The organism is Nostoc sp. 106C, from assembly GCF_002154725.1.
GTDB lineage: Bacteria > Cyanobacteriota > Cyanobacteriia > Cyanobacteriales > Nostocaceae > Aulosira.
This window is the reverse complement of record NZ_MTAW01000062.1, coordinates 1-22,156: the sequence shown is the minus strand read 5'-3', so window position 1 is coordinate 22,156 and position 22,156 is coordinate 1. Positions and strand designations below refer to the sequence as shown.

Annotated in this window: 19 protein-coding genes and 1 other RNA gene; 6 read left to right on the top strand and 14 right to left on the bottom strand. The window is 41.3% G+C overall.

Translation table 11 applies throughout. From position 1 onward, the window contains the following. Positions 1 to 20 precede the first annotated feature (20 nt). The 3 genes from BV375_RS05630 to BV375_RS05620 form a co-directional block, all read right to left on the bottom strand. Positions 21 to 830, bottom strand: a complete 810-nt coding sequence (locus tag BV375_RS05630; protein ID WP_086758166.1) for an Rpn family recombination-promoting nuclease/putative transposase — start codon at positions 828 to 830, stop codon at positions 21 to 23. Positions 831 to 1,005: 175 nt separating this feature from the next. Beyond that, positions 1,006 to 3,006 (bottom strand): alpha-amylase family glycosyl hydrolase, encoded by a 2,001-nt coding sequence (locus BV375_RS05625; protein WP_086758164.1) that lies wholly within the window; start codon positions 3,004 to 3,006, stop codon positions 1,006 to 1,008. Positions 3,007 to 3,432: 426 nt separating this feature from the next. Beyond that, positions 3,433 to 3,867: a CoA-binding protein gene (locus BV375_RS05620; RefSeq protein WP_086758162.1), complete on the bottom strand. Its 435-nt coding sequence runs from the start codon at positions 3,865 to 3,867 to the stop codon at positions 3,433 to 3,435. A 41-nt stretch (positions 3,868 to 3,908) separates the two neighbouring features. On the opposite strand from BV375_RS05620, the gene BV375_RS05615 reads away from it, so the two are divergent. Next, positions 3,909 to 4,571: a class I SAM-dependent methyltransferase gene (locus BV375_RS05615; protein ID WP_086758160.1), complete on the top strand. Its 663-nt coding sequence runs from the start codon at positions 3,909 to 3,911 to the stop codon at positions 4,569 to 4,571. Positions 4,572 to 5,188: 617 nt separating this feature from the next. Continuing rightward, positions 5,189 to 5,692 carry a cobalamin biosynthesis protein gene (locus BV375_RS05610; RefSeq protein ID WP_243713854.1) on the top strand — a complete coding sequence of 168 codons (504 nt, stop codon included), beginning with the start codon at positions 5,189 to 5,191 and terminating at the stop codon, positions 5,690 to 5,692. A 111-nt stretch (positions 5,693 to 5,803) separates the two neighbouring features. On the opposite strand, the gene BV375_RS05605 is transcribed toward BV375_RS05610, so the two are convergent. The 7 genes from BV375_RS05605 to BV375_RS05575 form a co-directional block, all read right to left on the bottom strand. Next, positions 5,804 to 6,157: a phage holin family protein gene (locus tag BV375_RS05605; RefSeq protein WP_086758358.1), complete on the bottom strand. Its 354-nt coding sequence runs from the start codon at positions 6,155 to 6,157 to the stop codon at positions 5,804 to 5,806. Between the two features lie 141 nt (positions 6,158 to 6,298). Then, positions 6,299 to 7,183 carry a peptidoglycan-binding domain-containing protein gene (locus tag BV375_RS05600; RefSeq protein WP_086758155.1) on the bottom strand — a complete coding sequence of 295 codons (885 nt, stop codon included), beginning with the start codon at positions 7,181 to 7,183 and terminating at the stop codon, positions 6,299 to 6,301. 85 nt (positions 7,184 to 7,268) lie between these two features. Then, entirely contained in the window at positions 7,269 to 8,552 is a 1,284-nt protein-coding gene (locus tag BV375_RS05595) for a pitrilysin family protein (RefSeq protein ID WP_086758153.1), read from the bottom strand. 54 nt (positions 8,553 to 8,606) lie between these two features. Further along, complete coding sequence (locus BV375_RS05590; protein WP_086758150.1) at positions 8,607 to 9,848, bottom strand: pitrilysin family protein; 1,242 nt, start codon at positions 9,846 to 9,848, stop codon at positions 8,607 to 8,609. 259 nt (positions 9,849 to 10,107) lie between these two features. Next, positions 10,108 to 10,290: non-coding RNA, 6S RNA (ssrS, locus tag BV375_RS05585), on the bottom strand. A gap of 59 nt (positions 10,291 to 10,349) precedes the next feature. Further along, positions 10,350 to 11,513 (bottom strand): 5-(carboxyamino)imidazole ribonucleotide synthase, encoded by a 1,164-nt coding sequence (locus BV375_RS05580; RefSeq protein ID WP_086758148.1) that lies wholly within the window; start codon positions 11,511 to 11,513, stop codon positions 10,350 to 10,352. Beyond that, positions 11,510 to 11,998 carry a pentapeptide repeat-containing protein gene (locus BV375_RS05575; protein ID WP_086758147.1) on the bottom strand — a complete coding sequence of 163 codons (489 nt, stop codon included), beginning with the start codon at positions 11,996 to 11,998 and terminating at the stop codon, positions 11,510 to 11,512. Before BV375_RS05575 ends, BV375_RS05580 begins: the two co-directional genes overlap by 4 nt. 680 nt (positions 11,999 to 12,678) lie before the next feature. Here BV375_RS05575 and BV375_RS05570 point away from each other — a divergent pair. After that, positions 12,679 to 13,002 (top strand): hypothetical protein, encoded by a 324-nt coding sequence (locus BV375_RS05570; protein ID WP_208096001.1) that lies wholly within the window; start codon positions 12,679 to 12,681, stop codon positions 13,000 to 13,002. 600 nt (positions 13,003 to 13,602) lie between these two features. Then, complete coding sequence (locus tag BV375_RS05565) at positions 13,603 to 15,198, top strand: alkaline phosphatase (protein WP_086758143.1); 1,596 nt, start codon at positions 13,603 to 13,605, stop codon at positions 15,196 to 15,198. A 332-nt stretch (positions 15,199 to 15,530) separates the two neighbouring features. Here the strand turns inward: BV375_RS05565 and BV375_RS05560 are convergent, their stop codons facing one another. The 4 genes from BV375_RS05560 to BV375_RS05550 all read right to left on the bottom strand — a co-directional run bounded on the left by BV375_RS05560 (position 15,531) and on the right by BV375_RS05550 (position 18,967). Continuing rightward, positions 15,531 to 17,444 carry a GTPase family protein gene (locus BV375_RS05560; RefSeq protein ID WP_086758141.1) on the bottom strand — a complete coding sequence of 638 codons (1,914 nt, stop codon included), beginning with the start codon at positions 17,442 to 17,444 and terminating at the stop codon, positions 15,531 to 15,533. A gap of 51 nt (positions 17,445 to 17,495) precedes the next feature. Continuing rightward, positions 17,496 to 17,627, bottom strand: coding sequence for a hypothetical protein (locus tag BV375_RS38635; RefSeq protein WP_279432904.1), 132 nt, complete (start codon positions 17,625 to 17,627; stop codon positions 17,496 to 17,498). 81 nt (positions 17,628 to 17,708) lie between these two features. After that, positions 17,709 to 18,113, bottom strand: a complete 405-nt coding sequence (locus BV375_RS05555) for an alr0857 family protein (RefSeq protein WP_339376876.1) — start codon at positions 18,111 to 18,113, stop codon at positions 17,709 to 17,711. Positions 18,114 to 18,259: 146 nt separating this feature from the next. Beyond that, positions 18,260 to 18,967, bottom strand: coding sequence for a DUF6714 family protein (locus BV375_RS05550; protein WP_086758139.1), 708 nt, complete (start codon positions 18,965 to 18,967; stop codon positions 18,260 to 18,262). 534 nt (positions 18,968 to 19,501) lie between these two features. Here BV375_RS05550 and BV375_RS36585 point away from each other — a divergent pair. After that, entirely contained in the window at positions 19,502 to 19,657 is a 156-nt protein-coding gene (locus tag BV375_RS36585; protein ID WP_166507382.1) for a hypothetical protein, read from the top strand. 747 nt (positions 19,658 to 20,404) lie between these two features. Next, on the top strand, positions 20,405 to 22,006 hold the full coding sequence (locus tag BV375_RS05545; RefSeq protein ID WP_086758137.1) for an alkaline phosphatase D family protein: 1,602 nt from the start codon (positions 20,405 to 20,407) through the stop codon (positions 22,004 to 22,006). The last annotated feature ends 150 nt before the right edge of the window (positions 22,007 to 22,156 follow it).

Here is a 22,156-nt window from a genome sequence, read left to right as displayed (position 1 = left end):
AATTCCAAGCGAAAATATTCTCAATCTCCTCTCAATTGAGCAGCTTGTTCAACTTGTTCAATTTCCAAATCTAAAACTTGTGATATTTGTTCTATTGTCAAACCCAAAGCTAAAAGTCGACTTACAGCTTCTAATTTTGCTTCCAAGCGTCCTTCTTGCTTGCCTTCTTTCAAGCCTTCTTGTTTAGCTTCTTGATAGACTCTTGTCTGCTTCAACTCACTTAAACCAAACATACCTTCTATTTCCTCTCGACTCATAGTCGGAAACTTATAAACCAAGATTGTCTCTATCAATTCTAATAACTGCCGTTGTTTTGATTCTGTATTAATTTCTTGTTGGCTTCTGTCGATTAGCTCCCTAGCAGTGAGAATTGCTGTATCTTCATCTTCGACTATTAATTTAATCGTAGCAATACCAACTGGTAGTGATGCTGTTTCACCTAATTCATCAAGATAAATACGAGTAACACGCTGACTAGTAAATAATTCGCTGTAATTATTGATATCTGATATGTCTAGACTGCGCGTGGGAAAAATCACTACTCCTTGCCAGGAATTCTGCGGTTGATTTTGACGCAGGTATAAAAAGATTTCTGACAATAAGCGTGAGTAGATTTCTGTGTCGGGTTGAAATTGGACTTCGACAAAGTAAATTGGGTTTATTTCTCCTTGTGTAGGCAGAAACACACCATCTATGCGAAATGCAGTTTGCTTAATTTCGATCGAGGAGAATTGATAAGCCTCCGCAGTTTGGGATGGGTTGCCAATTAATTCAAAAAATATCTCTGGAAATTCTCGAAAAAGACGATAAAAAATGCTGTCAGTTTTCACACTCAATGCATAGCTTAAATTTGCGCTCTTGCGATTTTACCGCGTTGGGGATGGGGGGTGGAAAGTCCAATTTAAAGTGGCGATCGCTTTCTGAGTCGTTTCTACTAAAACGAATGGCTTTGCCAATCCTCACAATCAGCAAAGCCATTTTTATGTGTCCCAGCTTGGTTGAAGATTAAACGAGTGTGTAAACCTTAGCCTCCCAAGGGAAGATTCCTTCTCTACCTACCCATTCTGATGGCACTATTCGTTCTTGAGTAATTTCTTTCCACTGCTTACCAGATGGGGTTGCAGGCCAATTAGGAACTTTGTATTCATAACCCCCAGGAGTGCCGTAGTCAGAGAAATTTGCCACCACAACTACTAAATTATCGGCTTGATTACCACGCTGCCAAACTAAAACTCGTTTGCCGTCATTGAAGTCACTATGAATAAACTGAGTATCATTCACAGCTAAAGCATCAGAAGATTTGCGCAAGTGAACCAATCGCGCAACATATTGAAAAATGCGTTGTCGCCAATCGTCTTTCACACGGCTGTAGTTAACTGGGTCAATCTGTTTATAGCTACCATGCTCGTCTGTGAGTCCTAAATCCTGCTGATCGGCGAATTCGTCTCCAGCGAGAATCATCGGAATGCCCACAGCAGTTAGCAAGCAGGCAAAGGCTAGCTTAATGCGTGGTTCAGTATTATTAATGCCATTACTAGCCAAGTAATTAAAGAAACGTTCGTTACCATAACCACCAACATCATGGGAAGTTAGGTAATTCACAGCTTGAGAACCATCTGTAAAGCCTAAGTTCTGGCAATCAATAAGTTTGCGGACACTCCATTCAAAGCTAGGTTCATCCCAAGCACTTTTACCTAAAATTACCTGGCGGATGATTTGCTTGAATTTTTCGTTCCAAAGTCCATCTAAACGATTTTGATGCACCAGAGATAAAGGTACACTTAACTCTTCTCCAACTACGAGGAAGCGATCGCCTCCTCCTCCCCTTTTATCCCATAAGGTGCGGGCAAAGTCTTTAAACTCTTGCAAAAAGTCGTAATTGGCAACATTGTTTACACTATCCAACCGCAAACCATCCACCCGGTAATATTCCAACCAGTGAGCTATATGGGTCTTCAAGTATTCACGAGCTGGCACAAACCACGATTTTTGCCCAGTAATTGGGTGGTAACCCTCCACCCAATAGTTGTACTTAAATAAATCTCCACCAAAGCCATCTCTATTACCTTGCTCTGGATCGCCACTACCCCACTTGAGGTAAAAATCCAAAAAATTAACGTTATGGTAAGGATTATTTCGCGAGAATGCCATCACAATGTCGATAAAAAACCGCAAACCATGTTGATGACAAGCTTTAATCAGGTTAGCTAAATCAGTTGAAGCTGTAGGTGCTGACTGACTATCTGGGCGTCCTAAATCGAAATCCGCTGCAAAATAATTTGCAGTACCGTAACCCCAATTCAAATTATCATCACTATCTTCAGGCGGTAGGAGTTCCAAAGCATTGACTCCAAGTTCCACAAGATGAGCACGGTTATTTAAAGTCCGAATTGCCGGAAATGTCGGTGCGATCGCTTCTGGGATCAACAGTGCTAAAACATCGCGAAATGTGCCATTTCCTTCTTCAATCGATCCATTGGAACTAATTTTTGTCCAACGGGTAGGTAATTCATAGATCACCAAGCGATTATTGGTTGGTAGCGTATCTAAAGAGGTATCGCCTTCCCAATTCACAGTTTGTCCTTCGGGATCGCAAGGAATCAGCGTTCCATTTTGATATAGCACCACGCTTGCGGGATCAAAGCTGGCAACTCCCCCTGGTTCTGACGGTGTAGGTGCAGATTTCCGCCGATCTACAGTTGTAGCTGTGGGATCGGTGCAATAAAGAATTTGGCTGGCATTGGCGGGGTCATAAGGTTCTGTGTTGCGGACTTTAAACCAGTAAAAGTAAACTTGTCCTTCTTTAAGACCACACTCTTGCGGTGAAACTTCCCACAGTTCTGGGAATTCTGGAGATTGATGAAGCGGAAATTCTCCTAATTTAGTTATTTGACTGGAATCTTTGGGATTGCTGCTGCCAATGTAGAGAGAGGGAGCTGTTGCTAAATAGTTGGGACGCCACAAGACAAAGTGAGTCTTTTTGCGGCTCAATAAATCAATAACCATTGCAGAAACCTCTGATTGATAAAAGTTAGCTAAAGGATGAAATGTAAACTATGAGCTTAGAAGTGGCGAAATGTTCATCCTTCCACCTTTTTTGGTCAGTTATGTAGTTCTTACAAAACCGTCGAGTGTTATTCCAGATCGGGCGTTAAATTTTTCCGACAAATGTCTCGTGGATAACTTGCAGAGATTGCTTATACAACTCTGCCCCTAATGAGCTAGCTTTTAATCTAGTTCATTAGAGAATGTAGCAGTAAAAATACTGAAGCACAACCCATAGTTTCTCAGTGTGCCAAATTATAGTTATTGGCAACTTTTGGTGCTCCTGGTTGGGGTAACGCAGAAGGCAGATATTTATATTTCACAAGATGTTAGCGCAATGGTATAACTCAAATTTATACTGAGGCAAACTTGCATATTTAGATACTATTACTCACCTCTAGTATTGCCTACATCCAGCCGCAGATACTCAACTTTGATACAAGCATCCATGATGACGTTTAACCCAGCATCTAAAGCTTTTTGTGCTGATGCACGATCCGATATACCTAGTTGTGCCCACACAGTCTTAGCATTAATGGAAATTGCTGTTTCTATAATTTCTGGTAGATACTCAGAACGACGAAAGATATTCACAATATCCACACTATCTGGAATTTCCGTCAGGGAAGGATAGCAAGGCTGTCCATCAATTTCTTTAACTAATGGGTTAACGGGATAGACGATGTAACCTACTCGCCTCAAAAATTGGGCGATTTGATAGCTGGTACGATCGCGTTTATCCGAATGACCAACTACAGCGATCGCTTTGGCATGGGTTAACACTTCACGCAAGGCGTTGTGATCATCTTTAAGGTTTGGCATAGTCAGTGAGCAGCGATCGCTTAACCAAAGTTACACTTTTTATGACAAATCAAACTCTGGGACTCGAACCACATCTTTATAATTATTTACTTTCTGTCTCTTTGCGAGAATCAGAAATCCTGGCTCAATTGCGCCATGAAACAGCCCAGCATCCGATGGCTAGGATGCAAATTGCTCCTGAACAAGGACAATTTATGGCGTTGCTGGTGCAATTAATAGGTGCTAAAAAAACTTTAGAGCTAGGAGTATTTACGGGGTACAGTACGCTGGTGGTGGCTTTAGCTTTACCCAGTGATGGCAAGGTGGTAGCCTGTGATGTGAACGAAGAGTTTACAGCGATCGCTCGTCGTTATTGGCAGCAAGCAGGGGTGGCAGATAAAATTGACCTGCATATTGCCCCAGCTTTAGAGACTTTGGATAGTTTGCTAGCAGCAGGTGAAGCCGAAACCTTTGATTTTGCGTTTATTGACGCTGACAAGAGCAACTACGATGCTTATTATGAGCGATCGCTGCAACTGGTACGTGCGGGTGGGCTAATTGCGATCGATAATGTGCTGTGGTCGGGAAGAGTTGCCGATCTTCAAGTGCAGGATAACAGAACCCGCAAAATTCACACCTTTAATCAAAAGTTACATCAAGACCAGCGGATTACTCTGAGTCTAATACCCATTGGGGATGGTTTGACACTGGCGCTAAAAAACTGAACTTTCTTGGAGAGCATACTTCTAATCTTAAGATTTACTGCGCAATGAATTTTTATTCTTTGCGTATCTAAATGTGGAATAAATTTCTGTATTTATATTGGTGTTTATTAATACTAAAGTTATAAAGATGAGATAAATAAGAGATTTTTTTAAAAGAAATTCTCAATTATTAAAAACTAGATTTAACAAAGATTATATGAAGTTTTCAATCTTGTTTAAAATAAAGCTAAAATACCATTTCCAATTAAAAGTTTTAAGCAATAATGAAGAGAATAAAACTCCGCCGCAACTTCTAAAGTCTTGCTGCAACGAAGAAGGAAGAAATTGAAACACCAAGATAGAGAAGGTAAAATGCTTGCGCCTCAAGCATATTAATGAACTAAAGATTAATCAGGACATTTACCTTTTACCTTGTCTCTCCCTCGGCGTTTCCTACTGTGCTAGATGTACACAATATATAGTTTTTCATTTTCGGTAAAAGTATTCTAACGATCAGTTTTTATGTATAATACTGAACCTGAAAGTATACAACTCATACAAAAAGGTTAATTCACGCTTATTTCTGCAATTTAGAGAAAAAATAAAAATTTTAAATTTAATTGGAGAGTAAGCTGATAGTGAATGAAAAAGTTTTTTGGGTAGGAATTGGTTGTCAGCGAGGTGCATCAACACAGTTGATTGAAAAGGCAATTCAGCAAGTGTTTAAAGAAAATCAACTAAACCAAAGTGCGATCGCAGGTATTGCTACCATCGACAATAAAGCCTCAGAAGTCGGTTTAGTAGAATTTTGCCAGCTATACAATTTATCTTTAAAAACCTTCCCTGGAGAAATTCTTCGTCTCGTCAGTGTCTCCAACCCGGCTAAAATCACCGAGCAAGCAATAGGAACTCCTAGCGTAGCCGAAGCCGCTGCTATTCTGGCAGCTGCTAATATCGAGTGCCAATCCAAGACAGTAAATGAGATATGTTCAACTCATGAGTTTCTCAAACTAAATGCAAGTTCATTTAACCTCACTCCGTCTTTGACTGCTGTAGGAGTAAGGTGCTTAGTTCCTAAACAAATTTTTCGGGTAGAGGAGGAACCAGGAGCAGTTACGATAGCCGTTGCTCAAGGAGTTTAAACAATGGCGAGTAAGCTAATAATCATTAAAATTGCACCGCGTCTTCCTTTCTCCGCGTCGCCGTGTCTTTCTGAGGCTAAGGATTCTGCAACTTAAAGGCGGGTTAGCTTATTATTCAACCACTCTCAGAAAATAGTTAATTACACTAGAAACAATCGCTAGCACAATCGATCCCAACAAAGCAGGTAAGAAACCTTTAATTTCAAAACCAGAACCAGGAGTCAGCGCACTAGCTAACCAGAGAGTCAAAGCATTGATCACAAAAGTGAATAAACCAAACGTGAGTAAGGTAATCGGAAACGCTAAAACACGCAAAATAGGTCGAATAAAAGCATTAACTAGCCCGATAACAACAGCAGCGACCAGAGCAGCCACGAAAGTCTTGATCTCGAATCCGTACACGATTTTAGAGGTGATTAATAAAGCCACCGCAGTACCGAGCCAAGTTAAGAAAAAGTGTTTCATAAGCAAGTTGTCATTGGTCATTTGTCATTTGTCATTTGTCCTTTGTTAAGAGTCTAAAGTCAACAGTCAACAGTCATTTCTCCGTGTCCCCGCGTCTTTGCGTCTCTTTGTCTTCCTCCTGCTTCCTTGTCCTCTTTGCCGTTAACGCTGGCGCTGCAATCGCCCCAAAAACACCTCCCATGTACCGCCACCAGCTACGCCATCAGCCTCTAGACCATAGCGGCTTTGTGCAGCTTTTACTGCTGCTTCTGTTGTTGGGCCAAAGTCTCCATCTACATCACTGTCCAGGAAACCCAACCTTTTTAATACTTCTTGCAATTTGCCTACTTCAGACCCACGGTTCCCCAAACGCAAAATTGGTAATCCTTCTGTGGTGTATTGAATACCAGGGGTATGTTCAAAACGAGGGATTTGTGGAGTACTAGTTGGCGTAGTCCGAGTTGTTGTAGTACGAACTGTAGTTTTTTGTGGCTTGGGATTTGTAGTCTGTCTTGGCTGGGCAGGTCTAGGCTCAGGTCTAGGAGTAGTTGTAGTCCTCCTAATGTTATTCGATTGGGAAGGTACAATTACTGTCGGTTTTGAGCTAGAGGTTGGCTTAGGTGAAGGAACTGTCGATACCGCTATTGGTTGGCTGGGGAATAATCTTTGCCAAGTAATGGGATCAACAATACCGTCTGGATTCAAACCAGCTGCTTGCTTAAAGCGAGAAACGGCACTAGCGGTAGTGGTGTTATAAATCCCATCCACTGCACCTGTGTAAAAGCCTAACAATTTCAGAGCTGCCTGAAGTTCAGATACACGTTCTCCTTGGCTACCAATACTCAGGGTAGGGCGGTTGATGTTTGCTGCCGGAGTTGCTTGGGAGATTATCTGTGGGGCTGCAATTGTTACCACGGTAGATGCAGCAATGAACACAGGCACAGAAGAAAATAGAAGTAACCAATTAAACTTGTTGGCGTTCAACAAGGAAAAAGGTTTTAAGAAATCTAAGTAGCTCAAGATACTTACTGATAAGCTGCCTTTCATGGTATATGCCACCGGAATCTTCTGATGCTAATAGTACAGCCGCTTGAGCCTAGAAAAAAGCAGGTGCGTTTTTCTTACGAACAAACTAAGCAATTGCACTATTAATTGCTTCTTCTGGACCCACTAAAGACAAGTAAGGTTCCTGTAAATATCGGCAAGCTGCTGCCATTGCATCTGCTACATTCACAGCAGCAATTAGCTCCTGAAAATTGTGGTCATATTCAATTCCCAATCTCAAAGTTTCATACCAGCCATATATGTGAGCAATTTGCCCGTTGGTTTGTTTACCTAGGGCGTACTGTCCCAATATCTTGTTCTTAGCAGCCTGGAGTGCGTTGGGGGATATCTCAGTACTACACAATAAATCTACTTCTTTCCACAACCCTTGGAGAGCAATACTGGTATTTTCTGGCGCTGTACCCATGTAAACTACAAACGATGCCGGATACAGCCTGGTGGGATAAAATGCGGATACTTCATAAGCTAAGCCTTGCTTTTCGCGCAATTCCACAAACAAGCGGCTAGAAAGCCCATTACCCAAGTAGGTAGACAGCAATTTCAAGGCGGCATAATCAGGAGAATTGACTGCTGGTCCTAAGTAACCGAGCATGACGATGGATTGCTGTGTCTGTAGAGGCTGAAGCTGGGACTGCGGTTGCACTTGAATTTCGGGCAGATTCAATATTGGTGACTTTTCAGATGGAGATTGCCAATCACCAAACACTTCTTCTACCAGTTTTACTGCATCAACTGGTGTAATTCGTCCAGCAATACTAATTACCACATTATCTGGACGAAAATGAGTCTGATGATAATTAACTAAGTCCGCACCAGTTAAGCTGCTCATAGTTATTTCATCGCCCAGTACCGACATCGCGTAGGGATGATTTTGGTACATTGCTTGTCGCAGTTGGTCGAAGGCAATGGTAAACGGTTGCTCTTTTTGAGAGCGAATATCTTGGAGTGCTAAACGCCGTTCAAGTTCGACTTGGGTTTCAGGAAATGTAGGCGATCGCAACATCAATCCTGCCAATGCTAAGATTTCCTGAAAATCTGAGGTAACAGTTTTCAGCGACAGCAAAAAATAATCATTGGCGGTATCAGTACTTAAACTTGCTCCGACTGATTCGACTCTTTCAGCAATTTCTAAACTGGAGAGTCCATCACATCCTTTTGTCATGACTGCTGACAACAGATGTGCCAGTCCGGCCTGTTCCCGGTTTTCAGCACAACTTCCAGCACGGACAAAAATTCGGGCTGCAATGATATCTGCCGCAGGGTTTTCTGCCACTAATACGACAATGCCATTGCTCAATACAGTACGGTGGATCGGAGAATGAGATAAAGATGGGTTCACAGTTTGAGTCATTAGTCAAGAAATGAAGCAGTCAATAGTCAACAGTCCTTAGCTAATGACTAATGACTAACAGGGTTTAAGGATAGTAACAGCGTAATTTTGCGGTGAAAGATACTGTTTAGCTAATTGTTGCAGTTCTTGGGCATCAAAAGATAAAACTTGTTGAGGATATGTAACTGCTAATTCTGCTTGGGCGATCGTATTGTAGTAACCATAAAGCCCAGTAAGCTGATTTGGCGTTTCTGTGGAAAAAGCATACTCATTACATAGCAGCCTGCGCGTGCGGGTAATTTCATGCTGGCTGATTGGTGTATTCTGCAATTCTTCCAAGTGAGCGCGAATCAAAAACTCAACTTTTTCTAAATGTTCTGGTTCAACCCAAGCAGTAATTGTAAATAAACTCGATTCTCGCTGTAAGGCGAAATTACTACAAATACCTTGTACTAATTGCCGTTCTTCCCGCAGATCGCGCACTAAGCGTGAGGTTCTGCCTTCCGCCAGTAACACTGAGAGCAAATCTAAACCATAGGCAGTCCGGAGTTGTTCTACTCCAGGTGCCAGCCATGCCATCAGCAACCGCCCTTGCTCTAGTCTTGGTAAATGCAGTTCTTGACGATGAATTCCCTGGATTACTGGCTGTTGTATTTTTTGCGACAGGGGACAATCAGAGCGTTCGGCAAAATTATCAAAAGAGCAATTTACCAAATCTAAGGCTGACTGTTCATTGATTCCTCCCACAATTACCACCGTCATATTTTCCGGTTGGTAATGGGCACGATGGAAACAGCGCATAGCTTCTGGAGAGTGCTGCATGAGTTCTTGCTCTGTACCCAGCACTGAACGTCCGTAAGGGTGATCCTGATAAACGCTCTGAATTAAAGATTGAAATCCTAACCAATCTGGATCGTCGTGATAAGAGCGAATTTCCTCTAGTACCACATCCCGTTCGCGGCTAAATTCATCTTCTGGAATTGCTGCATTCAGCAACAGATCCCCCAAATGCGGTAAAGTCTCTTGCAGGTAAGGAGCTGCTGTTGTCAGGGAATAATGGGCATAATCATAACTTGTAGCCGCATTACTCACTCCACCTTTATTTTCAATGTTATAATCAAAGACCCCAGGCGGTAATGTCGCTGTACCTTTAAAGATCATGTGTTCTAAAAAGTGAGCCATCCCAAACCAAGGTTCAGGCTCTAGGGTTGCTCCAGCACGCACCCAAACATCCGCCACAACTACAGGGGTAGTCGGAATCTCTTGGTGAATCAACGTTAAACCATTGTCCAGATGGAAAACCGAGGCTGGGAACACGCAATGAATAGGTTGTTGTTTTGACAATTTTTTGTAGCTTTAACCACAATTTAACGCAATTTTGCAATATTAACTCTGAAGCGTAGCTAATTCAGAATCAATTTATACAGATTTGGTTTTGATGGGTGGCTATTGTTGATTCTTCATACAATTTGGCATTTGATATGTGGATGATGAAATTATTTAATAAATTTATCTTTCTATATTAAATAATTAAAGCTCCCAAAGTTGCACTTTACTTTGGGAGCTAAAAATTTTTGAGTTCACCGCGACGCCGTTTTACCTAAGTTTATGACCTGGTTAAACCAGGTGGGTATCTAAATCTCTCGTTTAAAGTTTCCGGGTACTTGCCCGGTCTACTGCCACGAGAACTCTTGATTCCCTTTTCTTTAAAGACATAGATCAAAAAACTTGATGGCAGTCACCAACGTCGTAGTGCAACTAACTCATTATAGCCTTCAAAACTTGTTGTGTGCTCAATATAGAAATTTTCTAGCAAATTCAACCGGGATACCAGATAGATTCTATGGTACGAGCGATCGCAATTGCCGCATCTCGATTTTGGCTATCGAGTAAAACGGTGACGTGTCCTAGCTTACGCCCAGGACGGGATTCTTTCTTGCCGTACCAGTGGATATAGGATTGAGGAATTTCTGCTATTTCTTGGCGTTTGCTTTGGTAGTCGCTTTGGGAAGTTTCGTAACCGAGAAGGTTAACCATAACAGCACTAGGAGTCTTGAAAGCAGGATTACCCAAAGGTAAACCACAAACTGCTCTTAGCTGTTGTTCAAACTGGGATGTTTCGCAAGCGTCTAGGGAAAAGTGTCCAGAATTGTGGGTACGGGGGGCGATTTCATTGACTAAGACTTTACCATCTGTGGTCAGAAATAGCTCAATCCCAAAAACTCCTACCACTTGTAGATTATTTAATAAAGTGTGTGCGATCGCGTCTATTTCTGCCGCGTGATTGGCCGTAATGTCTGCTGGTGCAATCACACGCCGACAAACCTGTTGTTCTTGTTGCGTTTCGACAACTGGGTATGTAACTACCTCTCCATTCACAGAACGAGCTGCAATTACCGCCAGCTCTCTTTCAAATGGTACAAATTCCTCTATTAAAAATAGTGGTTGATTGACAGTTTTTTCTGTACTAAAGCCAGCTAGCTTTTTCTGTAAACTAGCCCAATCCCTAATGATAAAAGTACCTTGGCCATCATAACCGTGGCGTCGGGCTTTGAGGACTACAGGAAAACCCAAATGTTCAATTTTAGATTGCAGTTCTTCTGGTTGGACAGTATTATCTAGAGCAAAAAAATGGGGAACTGGTAATCCCAATTCTTGTAAATAGCAACGCTGGTGATATTTATCTAACAAGGGAGCCAAAGCTGCTAATCTGGGACGAAAACAAACACCTTGATTTTCTAAAGCAGATAAAGCTTCTAGGTTGACAAACTCGTTTTCAAAGGTGATGACATCGCATTTTTTGGCTAAAACCTCTGTAGCAGCAGCGTCATCAACGGTCGCAAAAACTGTTTCCTGGGCAATATTTACTGCTGGATCTTGCCTACTGGGAGTTTGTACTATTAATTCCAAGCCTAACTTCTTTGCCCCATCCCCCATCATCCAGGCCAGTTGCCCGCCACCAATTATACCAACACGCTTCATTGACATCCTAAAGAATCACGAGTTTGCACACCAGTCTTGGAATTGACACCACTGGCTTTGGCGCACAGTTCTTTGATTTGAGCCTTATCCAAAACGGCATCAGTGAAATCTGCACTGCTGATGTTCACATTAGTAAAAATTGCACGTAATAAAAGGGTTTCTTTTAAAACAGCATCGCTTAAATCAGATCCAGTTAAGTTTACCTGATCCACCATTGCATTTGTTAAGTCTGCTCCGTGCAAATTTGCTTGTGTCATCACCGAAGCACTCAAAACTGCTCCCCGCAAATCCGCACCTGCAAAGTTAGCCAGCTCTAAATTGGCATTAGAAAACTCTGCTGCTTGTAAACTTTGCCCCGAAAAATCACGTCTTGTTAACTCTGCATTGCTAAATGACAGCGGATGAGTCCAATCTGCCAGTGCAGGGGAAGCAATGAACAATACCATCATCCCCAAAATTAATGCCAACCCTTGCCGCCAAAACATATCCGCTAGCTCATTTGGTATCTAGTCACTGACTTGAAATAGTACTGAGTACTGAGTGCTGAGTAAAAAATATCAGCCTTTTTCCCCAGCCTATATTATGTAGTTCGCGCTCACTGCCTTTTAGCTTATCGCATTTCGACAAGAGTCATATAGCAGAGTTAAGGAGAGTAATTGTCTGACTACAAAACTAAATGGGGAGAAATTAACTAGCGATCGCTTAATATTTTGTTACATTCTTTAGGTATCACTAAAATACTAAAACATTGCTGGTTAGAAACCGTTCCAGATTTATCGGGTTGAAATAATCGCTCACCTACAAGCAATCAGCGATAATTTGTTTACAATTCTTGACTTAAAAAATAGGTTTTTAGAATATATATTTTTTTTATGACTATTTTAGATTTCAGCAACCACCCATAGAGCTATTTACAATAGTTTACTTATTTAGCTTCTGGTTAAGATTATTGTATTTTGATTTAACCAACCTCAATCGGCTGTTAGTCTTGTAATTAAGCTAAGCATTGTTTAAGTGTATTTTTATAAGTCACAAATGCTTATAAAGCTTTATTTAAGTGGAGAGTCAGCTTTAAGTTTATAGCAGTTAAATAACTGCTGTTGGTTCTCCTAAGTATTTATATTCAAAGAACTACACAAATTCAACAAGTTACACTAGCAACCCGATGATGAATCATTACGCTATCGAATGGATTGAGGCATGGTGCCTAGAAAATGGCTGGACAGATTTATTTGTTGAGCGACGCAATAACTACTGGGCTTTTCCTCCAGGCGGTGTAATGCCTGAACCAATTCCAATGCACGTGCTCAGATTGATTAAAGCTGAAAAGGGGCTAACTGTTGAAGAAAGATGTTGGTCTATATCAGCAATAATTGGCACGCTTGTAGCTGTATTATCTACGATCTTCTTTAAGTGCCCTATGCCATTAGTATTAGCTTTTGCTTTTAACGCGATTACCGTGGCCCAATTTGAACTTGAAGATGCCTAGATTCTTACTCTGGGTCTCACTAATCATCAAGCATAATATTTTAAAACTGCTCTTAACTAAACACTCAGCAAGAGCAGTTTCTAATTTATATAGATAGCAAATAAGCAGATTTACAAAAAAGCTTGATTGAAAAGTAGTAGGAAATAGTCAAGAACTTCCAATTAAAAAATGTCTTATTCTCCTGGAAACAAGGGAAGAATCAGATATTTTATTAAGCTAATAATCATTCAAATTGCATCCCCGCCTCTCTCTGAGGCTAAGAATTATGCAACTTCAAGACGGATTAGCTTAGTTCTAAGAATTGAATAACTTATTTTTTGCCAGGTCATAACATGTTAAAGTCGTTATTTAAACATGACTTATTAATATATAAAAGTTAAGTTAAAATTAACTCTTCCTTTGTATAGAATTAATGTCTACCCAGTAATTTTGGTCAAGCAAAGTAATATCTGACACATTCAAATTAGCAGAAAAATCAGGTTGTTAAAGTCTGATTTAGCAAGGGTATCCTTGATAGAGTTTGCCTATCATTGCCCTATTTTTGTAGTGTCATATGTTTCTCTGCTTTCATTGACCTATTTATTCAGGGATAAAGGAAGGATGCTAAAGTACGGGAACTTTGAGCGGTTGCTACACAATCCCATCAAGCGGCGCAACCTGATCGTTGGGGCAGGAGTATTTACTGGTTTAGCGATCGCTAGCCAATTTTCTCATCAACGTGCGATCGCTAAAGGCAGATTTTCTGATTATCCTTTTAAGCTTGGTGTGGCATCAGGCGATCCTGATGATACCAGCGTAGTTTTATGGACTCGTCTAGCGCCCGAACCGTTAAATGGAGGTGGAATGCGACCTGTGAATGTGCCAATTCGCTGGGAAGTAGCAACCGACCCCAACATGAAGCGGATTTTGTCCAGAGGTACAGAACTGGCAACGCCAGAACTAGCTCATTCAGTTCGGGTAGTAGTTGAAGGACTCTCACCTGATACCTGGTACTGGTATCGGTTTATTGTAGGCAATGAAGCTAGCCCAATTGGCCGAACTCGTACTACTCCAGCATTGGGTAGCAACTCCAATAAATTGAAGTTTGCACTAGCAAACTGCCAAAATTATCAACAGGGATACTATACTGCCTACAAATACATGGCTCAGGATGACCTCGATTTAGTAGTCCATGTTGGTGACTACATCTATGAGGGAGGAATAAGTCCTATCAGTCCTACCATTCCCAGACAACATAATAGTTCAGAAATTCTGACCTTGGAAGATTACCGCAACCGTCACGCCCTCTATAAATTAGACACCAATCTCCAAGCTGCTCATGCAGCCTTTCCTTGGATTCTAACTTGGGATGACCACGAGGTAGAAAATAACTACGCCAACTTCATCTCAGAAGTTGATAACGAACCAGATCAAGATCCAGCAATTTTTCTACAACGGCGAGCAATTGCTTATCAGGTTTACTACGAACATATGCCACTGCGTCCCTTCTCGCGCCCAGTAGGCCCTGATATGCAACTTTATCGGCGATTGAATTTTGGTAATCTGGCGACATTTCATGTTTTAGATACTCGTCAATATCGTACCGATCAACCTTGCGGTGATGGTACTAAAGAACGTTGCCCAGAAAATCTTGACCCACAAGCAACTATTACTGGTAAAGCTCAAGAGGAATGGTTATACGATGGTTTAAATAAATCAGCCGCTAAATGGAATATTCTGGCTCAACAGGTGATAGTTGCTCAAATCGACAGAACAGCAGGAGAAGGCAGTACTTACAGTATGGATAAGTGGGATGGGTATGTGGCTTCCCGCGATCGCCTGATGCGTTTCTTAGAACAGCGCAAACCATCTAATCCTGTAGTTTTAACAGGTGATGTCCATAACAATTGGGCAATGGATTTAAAGGCTAACTTTAATGACCCAAACTCCGCTATAGTTGGCAGTGAATTCGTTGGTACTTCAATTAGCTCTGCTGGAGATGGATCGGATACTATCCCCAGCTATGTCAACAGCACTGATAATCCACACATTAAGTTCTATAACAATCGACGCGGCTATCTCCGCTGTTCTGTAACTCCCACCACCTGGAGGACAGACTATTTGGTGCTATCAAACGTCACAACTCCATCTGGTACGATTAGTAACGCTGCTTCATTCATAGTTGAAGACGGTCGTCCGGGAGTACAGCGCATTTAACTAGCTGCCTTGATTTTGGATTGTAGAGACTTTCTATACAATGTTTCTACAATCCAACAAGTTGTTGCAAGAATCTCAATACGACTGATTAGCGCTCTTCCGTCACTTTGGGGAGAGAAAATAAATGTAGGTTGGGGAGCCACTCACGTGGGCGGGTTTCCCGACTTGAGTGAAGTGGCGTTTGAACGCAGTGAAACCCAACTAGATCAAGGTTTAAGGATGTTGGGTTGAGGAACGAAACCCAACCTACGCCTAAATTTATAAAAGTCCGGCATAATAAGGGTTGTAGATTTTTATCTCACGAGAGTGATTAAAGAGCGTTAGGCACTGAATCACGCCTGCTGTAAATAATAATTAAACCGTTCTTGGAGTTGTTCAATTGTGAGGTTTTGAGTCCAATATTCAACTAAAGCATGACCAAAAGCCCAAGCGTTGCGATCGCTTGGGGTAGTATTTTCCAGCAGCAAGGGCCAGAGAGCTAGTAAATCAAAGTTGGGCTTACTAAAGTCACCTGTATTTAATAAAGAGAAAAGCTCATAAGCTATTTGCAGCTTACCAATCACAACCGGCAACTGTTCCACGGGAATTTTTTCTGCTAGCAAATATGCCAGAGTAGGCGAGCCGGTTGATATGGTGGAAATAAACTGAAGGACGGGACTTTTGAGCAGTGAAGTCAGTCCTTGAGTTGTCGCCATCTGGAAGGTGTAGTTGTCGATAATTTTCGCAGCCGCAACAGTACGGGCTTCCAGGTTACGTAAAAAACGAGCTAGACGCAGTTGTTTTGCAGGTGCGATCGCATCTACTAATCCTAAAGATAAAGTTTCTATTCCCCAAGCAGATCGATTAGTTTTGCTATCAGCTGTTACTACAGGCAAAACTAACTTAGAAAAATCCCCCAGCAATTGCACCCGATACTGTGTCGCTTCTCGAATCGAAATTTCCTTCGGGCGATCGCCCCATTCCCAGTTATAAGGAGGTTGCCATTCGCGGATCGGACGCAGACGATCTACTTGGGTAACTATCGTAATTACAGGTAGATCTTTAACTTCTGCCTTCATATCTTTGAGAAAGTCTACATCCATTTGCAGGGCAGGATCGAGAGCAGGTGTGACTAACAGTAGTAAATCTGCCTTTGTGGCATAGTCTAAAACTAGTTCTCGAAAATCAGCACGGTCGACTTGCTCATAACCAGGAGTATCCCAAAGTGTCAGGCTTTCTTTACTGGAAGTCTGCCATTGATAACTTTGAATTTGATCGGTACTAGGCAAAACATCAACCGCTGCTAGTTCTGACTGAAATAAAGTGTTAATTAAACTGCTTTTTCCTGAACCTGTGCGTCCTACAAGCAGAATATTCACAGGTTTTTGGGCAACTGCTGCCGTCGGTTCTGCTTGGGCTAAGATGTCTCGTAGGGTTTGAGTTTTAACCTTGGGTAGCGTCGGAGTTGGGGAAGAGAATTCAGCAGTTGGTAAAGTACTACCACTATAAAGCGCGATCGCCTGTCGGCATAAATTCCGCAAAGCGGCTTCCCGCAGCATTTGACTTAAATTTACTAATAATTCCTGATTAGCTTGGCTTGTGTAGCGTTGACTGGCTTTTTTTGCGAAAGCTGCTGCTGGATTTAATAGCCATTGTGCCCAGTTCCAAGCTTTAAATAGTTTCCGGGCGGATGGTTCTAACTTCCGGTAGACTTCGTATGCTTGGTAAGCTTGTCCAACTGTCACCTGATTGAGGGCTGGTGATAGCTTTTGTATCCATTGATCCAAGTCATCTACTGTTCCCCGGATTAACCCGTAGGCTTGGGTAACGTAAATATTTAATAGAGGATATTTAACCTCAGGATGGTAGATTTGAGCGATCGCTACAACCAAATTTTGACATCGCGTCCAGAAAGTTGGCCAATCTTCCCAAATCGGGCGATCGTTTTGTGCTGCTTGCAAAACTTCATTTAAGACTGCTTGGGCTTGAGTAGTAACGTCATTTCCGCTTGGTAATTGGTTACTATCTCCAACTGATGCCAATTCTTCGCTGACTTGTGCTAATGCTGCTTCTAGTTGCTCTACCTCTGGGCGAGTCCATTTAACCAGCAACCAACGCCAGCCGACAAATATCAGCGTGAACACAGCCCAGATCCAATTAATCCTCCATGCATGAATCTGGGAACCTGCGGCTACCAGTAAAAAAGTGATGATAAAAGCGATCGGTGTTGCTAGTACAACCCATTGCCAAAGTTTTAAACGCACCATTACCCCATACCTACCTGGATTAGACTTTTTATGCAACCTGCAAAAATCTTTCTATAAGAAGTCTATCTTCTCCAATCGGGACAGGATGTTAGTGTTCATGAAGCGATCGCCAACGCAAATGAAGAGAGCGATCGCAATTTGAATTTTAAATTTTTTGGGATGCTGTTCGGGGAAAGGCGGCACGACTAGCTAGGACGATTTCACAGATCGGGTTCGGAAGTCGCACCAGAGTCCCGCGAACAGCAAGACTGAGTTACTGAATAATCAAACGTAACATAATTGTTCTGTTTGTGAGAGTTGCTGAAGCAATAACTCCGCAGATTTGCTCAGTGAAGTGACGAAAATACCTGTTTCACCGTCTTGATGAGAAGTTATCCAAGTACCTTTGAGAATAACTTCCGTATTAGAAGCATCACAAGGGTAGATTTCTAAAATATTTTCTTGCTTTAGTTTCTCTAAACTTGCCAGATGAGATAATTCAGTAGGTAAAACAAAAGCAGCGTTACTAGATTCGATGTAAATATTAGTTGCAGAATGCAGAGCTAGTACAACTCTTTGATTTACCCAATCTACCAAAGATTCTTCAAGATATTCTAAACTAAAGCTATTTTCGGTGTAGGTAAGTTTTAACATATTGGCTGAGTGATATTTAATTTTTAGTTGTTTCATCTATGTATTGAGAATATTTCAGGGAATTTCCCCTAAGCCAACAAAGTGTCAGAAAGTGGAAAAGCTTGTAAAATCTGGCTTAGACAGTAAGGGAAGTTATCAAACTTGGGGGAATCCCCGAACTTTGTTTAGCTGAATAGATGCATTTAATAATCGCTATAGGTAGCCATAAAGTCTAAAAACTCTTTTACTACCTGCAATTGGGCTTCGTTGAGTAACCGCAAATGCTCACGATAATAACCATCAGAGTCAGTGAGAACAAAGACTATATAGCTTGTACAAACTAAATTTGCAGACTGATAATGTTTTAACCCCCAAACCATGTAAGCGGGAATATAGTAGCGAAAGCCTTTAGGATCGAAGAACGCAAAAACATCACAAAACTCTGCAATCCACTGTTCGGGGACATCTTGCCATTTGCGATCGCAATCTATTTGACGACCAATCTTTTGCGCCTCTTCCATACTATGCCAGTCATCTAGTGCCCTGGCTGCGTGTAGCGAAATACCATCTTCACGCTTGACACCATCAAAAGCAGCAGTAATCTTCTCAATAAGAGTTACACTAGCTTGTTTGCCTAAAGTCTCGATAGTTTGCCAATTAGGAACCCGCACATCATCAGTATTAGGACGACGTACATAGCCCAGCCATTCTTGCTCGCAAGCACCAAAAGCAATAAAGTTAAGTTGAGCTTGGCGTAAAGATACATGATTAGATCCGCCCCAGCCATATCCTGATTCATTATCATCATCTTCCCAAAAGCAAATTGGACAGATGAGGTACGTACCTGGTGGCTTTTCAGTTAGAGTCATGTAGCCACAACAAGGACAAGGATAAATTAGTTCGGTGTCCATGTTTCTATTGAGTTAGATTAATTAAATTGAGAGTTCTAGCCTGAATCAATGGCTATAAATTTAGATTACTCTGGCAAATTTCCCCTGAGCCAATAATATGTACATCATCTAAAAAGCTTACAAAATCTGGCTTACAGAGCTAGTAGAAGTTGTTAAGCTTGGGGAATCCCCGAACTTTGTCTTTCTGAATTTCACCAATGCGATGCCTTCGGCAACGTCTTCGACGAACGCGCCAGAGAGCAACTCTCTTTTGAGCCAGGGTTTCAATCCTCAATACGCTTGGTGTTAAGGATAATCGTAGCAACTGTCTTAAAAGTCAAGCGAGCATTGACCCACCATTTTGTAGATTTGTAATGAACTGTATCTATTAGTATTAAATATTGATTTTTTTTGTCATCAATTAAACTAGATAAACTTTTTTAGATGTTTTTATCATTGCTCGGAATTATCATTATGACTGTAGTTTAATTTAGGATAGTTAGAAAAGTTTATCTTTTTCTTAAATGCACTGAAGTTAAGAGAGGGAATCATACCATGCGGGAAATAAGTTTTAAAGCTTTAACTGAAGAAGACCGTCAGAGAAATCAATATCTAGACAAAACTAATCACGCACCTTACCCCACGATTGTCTTGATAGCAATGGGGACGTGTTTGCTGTTTACTCTAAGTGTATTATTAGGTGCTTTTTAGCTCCGATTTGTAGTGTTACAACAATTTAATTTTTTTGTAGTGAACTTCCAAGTACCCTCACCTAAATGACAGGAGAGGGTTTAATTTTGTTTATAGATAAAACGTTAAAAAAGATAACCAGCATGACCAACCCCATCCCTTAAAAATCCTGCCAATTTATTGACGGTAGTACAAACTTGTTATCGTCACAGAAGCCATACTGAAATCCCGCGAATAGCAAGACTGAAAAACTCAAGGTTGCGGCTGATAGTTGGGTGCAAAGCTAAATTAATTTAATCGCTTTGCCATTTTCCGTAACTAATAAATTATCAATAGACCCCTTGCAAAAATATATTTTTGCAAGGGGGGGAAAGGGAAAAGGTTAAAGGGAAAGGGTTTTGAGTTTCTTTCCCCTTTTCCCCTTTCCCTTTAACCGACTTCTGCAAGAAGTCTAATGCGATCGCGTAAGTGGGTTTTCTGAGATTTGTTCTCAAGCTGAGGCAATAAGAAATTAAAACTAAGTAGCGTTGTCGCGCAACGCACCGCTAACCATTCAAGATGCCATACCCTCAGCAATAACACACGTTACTAAATTAGGTTATTGCGTCCAGCTTGGAATATTCTTCTTCCTTAACTTTTGGATAACTGAAAATTTACTAATAATCGTTATTCATTGTGATAAATTCCAACTTTGTAATTGATACATTTTTGTAGTACTTCTACTATTAGTAATTTTTGCAACTTTGCTAAACACAAGTCATATAATTTATGGAATCTAAACCTCTACTGAAGCTAAACCGTCGCCAATTCTTGCTAACTTCAGCGCTTACAGGCGGTGGAATTATTGCTCACAATCTTGTATCACAATCAAGAGTTTTCGCCCAAGCACCTGCCATCATTACATCAGAAAAAATGCGCCCTGGCATACCCTATGGTGTAGCTTGCGGAGATATCAGCAATGATAGCGTTCTCATTTGGAGTCGTAGCGATCGCCCGGCACGCATGATTGTAGAATACTCTACCAACGAATCTTTTCGGCGGGTGCAGCGTGTTTTCGGGCCAAATGCTTTGGAAGATAGCGACTTTACAGCAAAGCTGAATCTCGAAAACTTACCCCCAGGTCAGCAAATATTTTATCGCGTAATATTCCAAAATTTATCAGAGCCAAATATATACAGCGCTCCTGTTGCGGGTACTTTCCGAACTCCCGCCAAACAGCGGCGAGATATATTTTTTGCTTGGAGTGGAGATACCGCCGGACAGGGATGGGGTATTAATCCTGATTTCGGTGGAATGAAAATTTACGAAACTATCCGCAAACTTAATCCAGATTTTTTCATCCATTCTGGCGACAATATTTACGCTGATGGCCCCATTCAATCACAAGTAACGCTGGACGATGGCACTATCTGGAAAAACATCACCACCCCAGAAAAATCTAAAGTAGCAGAAACTCTCACAGAATTTCGTGGTAACTATATATACAATTTGCTGGATGAAAACATCAGGCGCTTTAACGCTGAAGTTCCTATACTAGCTCAGTGGGATGACCACGAAGTAAGGAACAATTGGTATCCTGGGCAGATTATTCAAAACGACGATCGCTATACAGTCAAAGATGTTTCTTTGCTAGCCCAAAGAGCAAGGCAAGCGTTTTTAGAATATATGCCCATTCGCTATAAAAATGATAAAACAGACAAAGCTAAAATTTATCGCTCTTTCAGCTATGGGCCATTATTAGACATTTTCATGCTTGATGAGCGTACCTACCGAGGTTCAAACACTGAAAATCGCCAAACAATACAAAGTCAAGATACAGAATTTTTAGCTAGCAAACAAATACGATGGTTGAAAAAGCAATTGCAGCAATCAAAAGCAACCTGGAAAGTAATTGCTAGTGATATGCCGCTAGGGCTTGTAGTTCCAGATGGTAGCACTAACTTTGAAGCTTGGGCGAATGGAGATGGCCCAGCCTTAGGAAGAGAACTCGAACTCGCTGACTTACTACGTTTTATTAAACGCAACTATATTAAAAATGTTGTCTGGTTAACTGCTGATGTACATTATGCCGCAGCCCACTATTACGATCCGGCTAAAGCACAGTTTACCGACTTCAAGCCTTTTTGGGAATTTGTGGCCGGGCCCCTCAATTCAGGTACATTTGGGCCAAATAAACTTGACAATACCTTTGGGCCGCAAGTGAAGTTTGTCAGTATCCCTCCAGGTACAAAAGCAAATCGACCTCCAAGTGAAGGCTTACAATTCTTTGGCACAGTCAAAATCAATAGTTATACAAATGTGATGACAGTAGCATTGCTTAACTTGAAAGGGGAAACTCTCTACAGTGTAGATTTGCCACCTGAAAAATAAATCGCCAGCTGCAATTAGCATCTTGGAACTAGACTGAGTTTTAACACAGAAGCAAAAAAAGCGATCGCAGTCTCAATAATAGGAGTTAATGCATTAGACCTCTTGCATGAATCAAGAAAAAAGAGCAAGTTCATAGTTAATCAGTCCAGC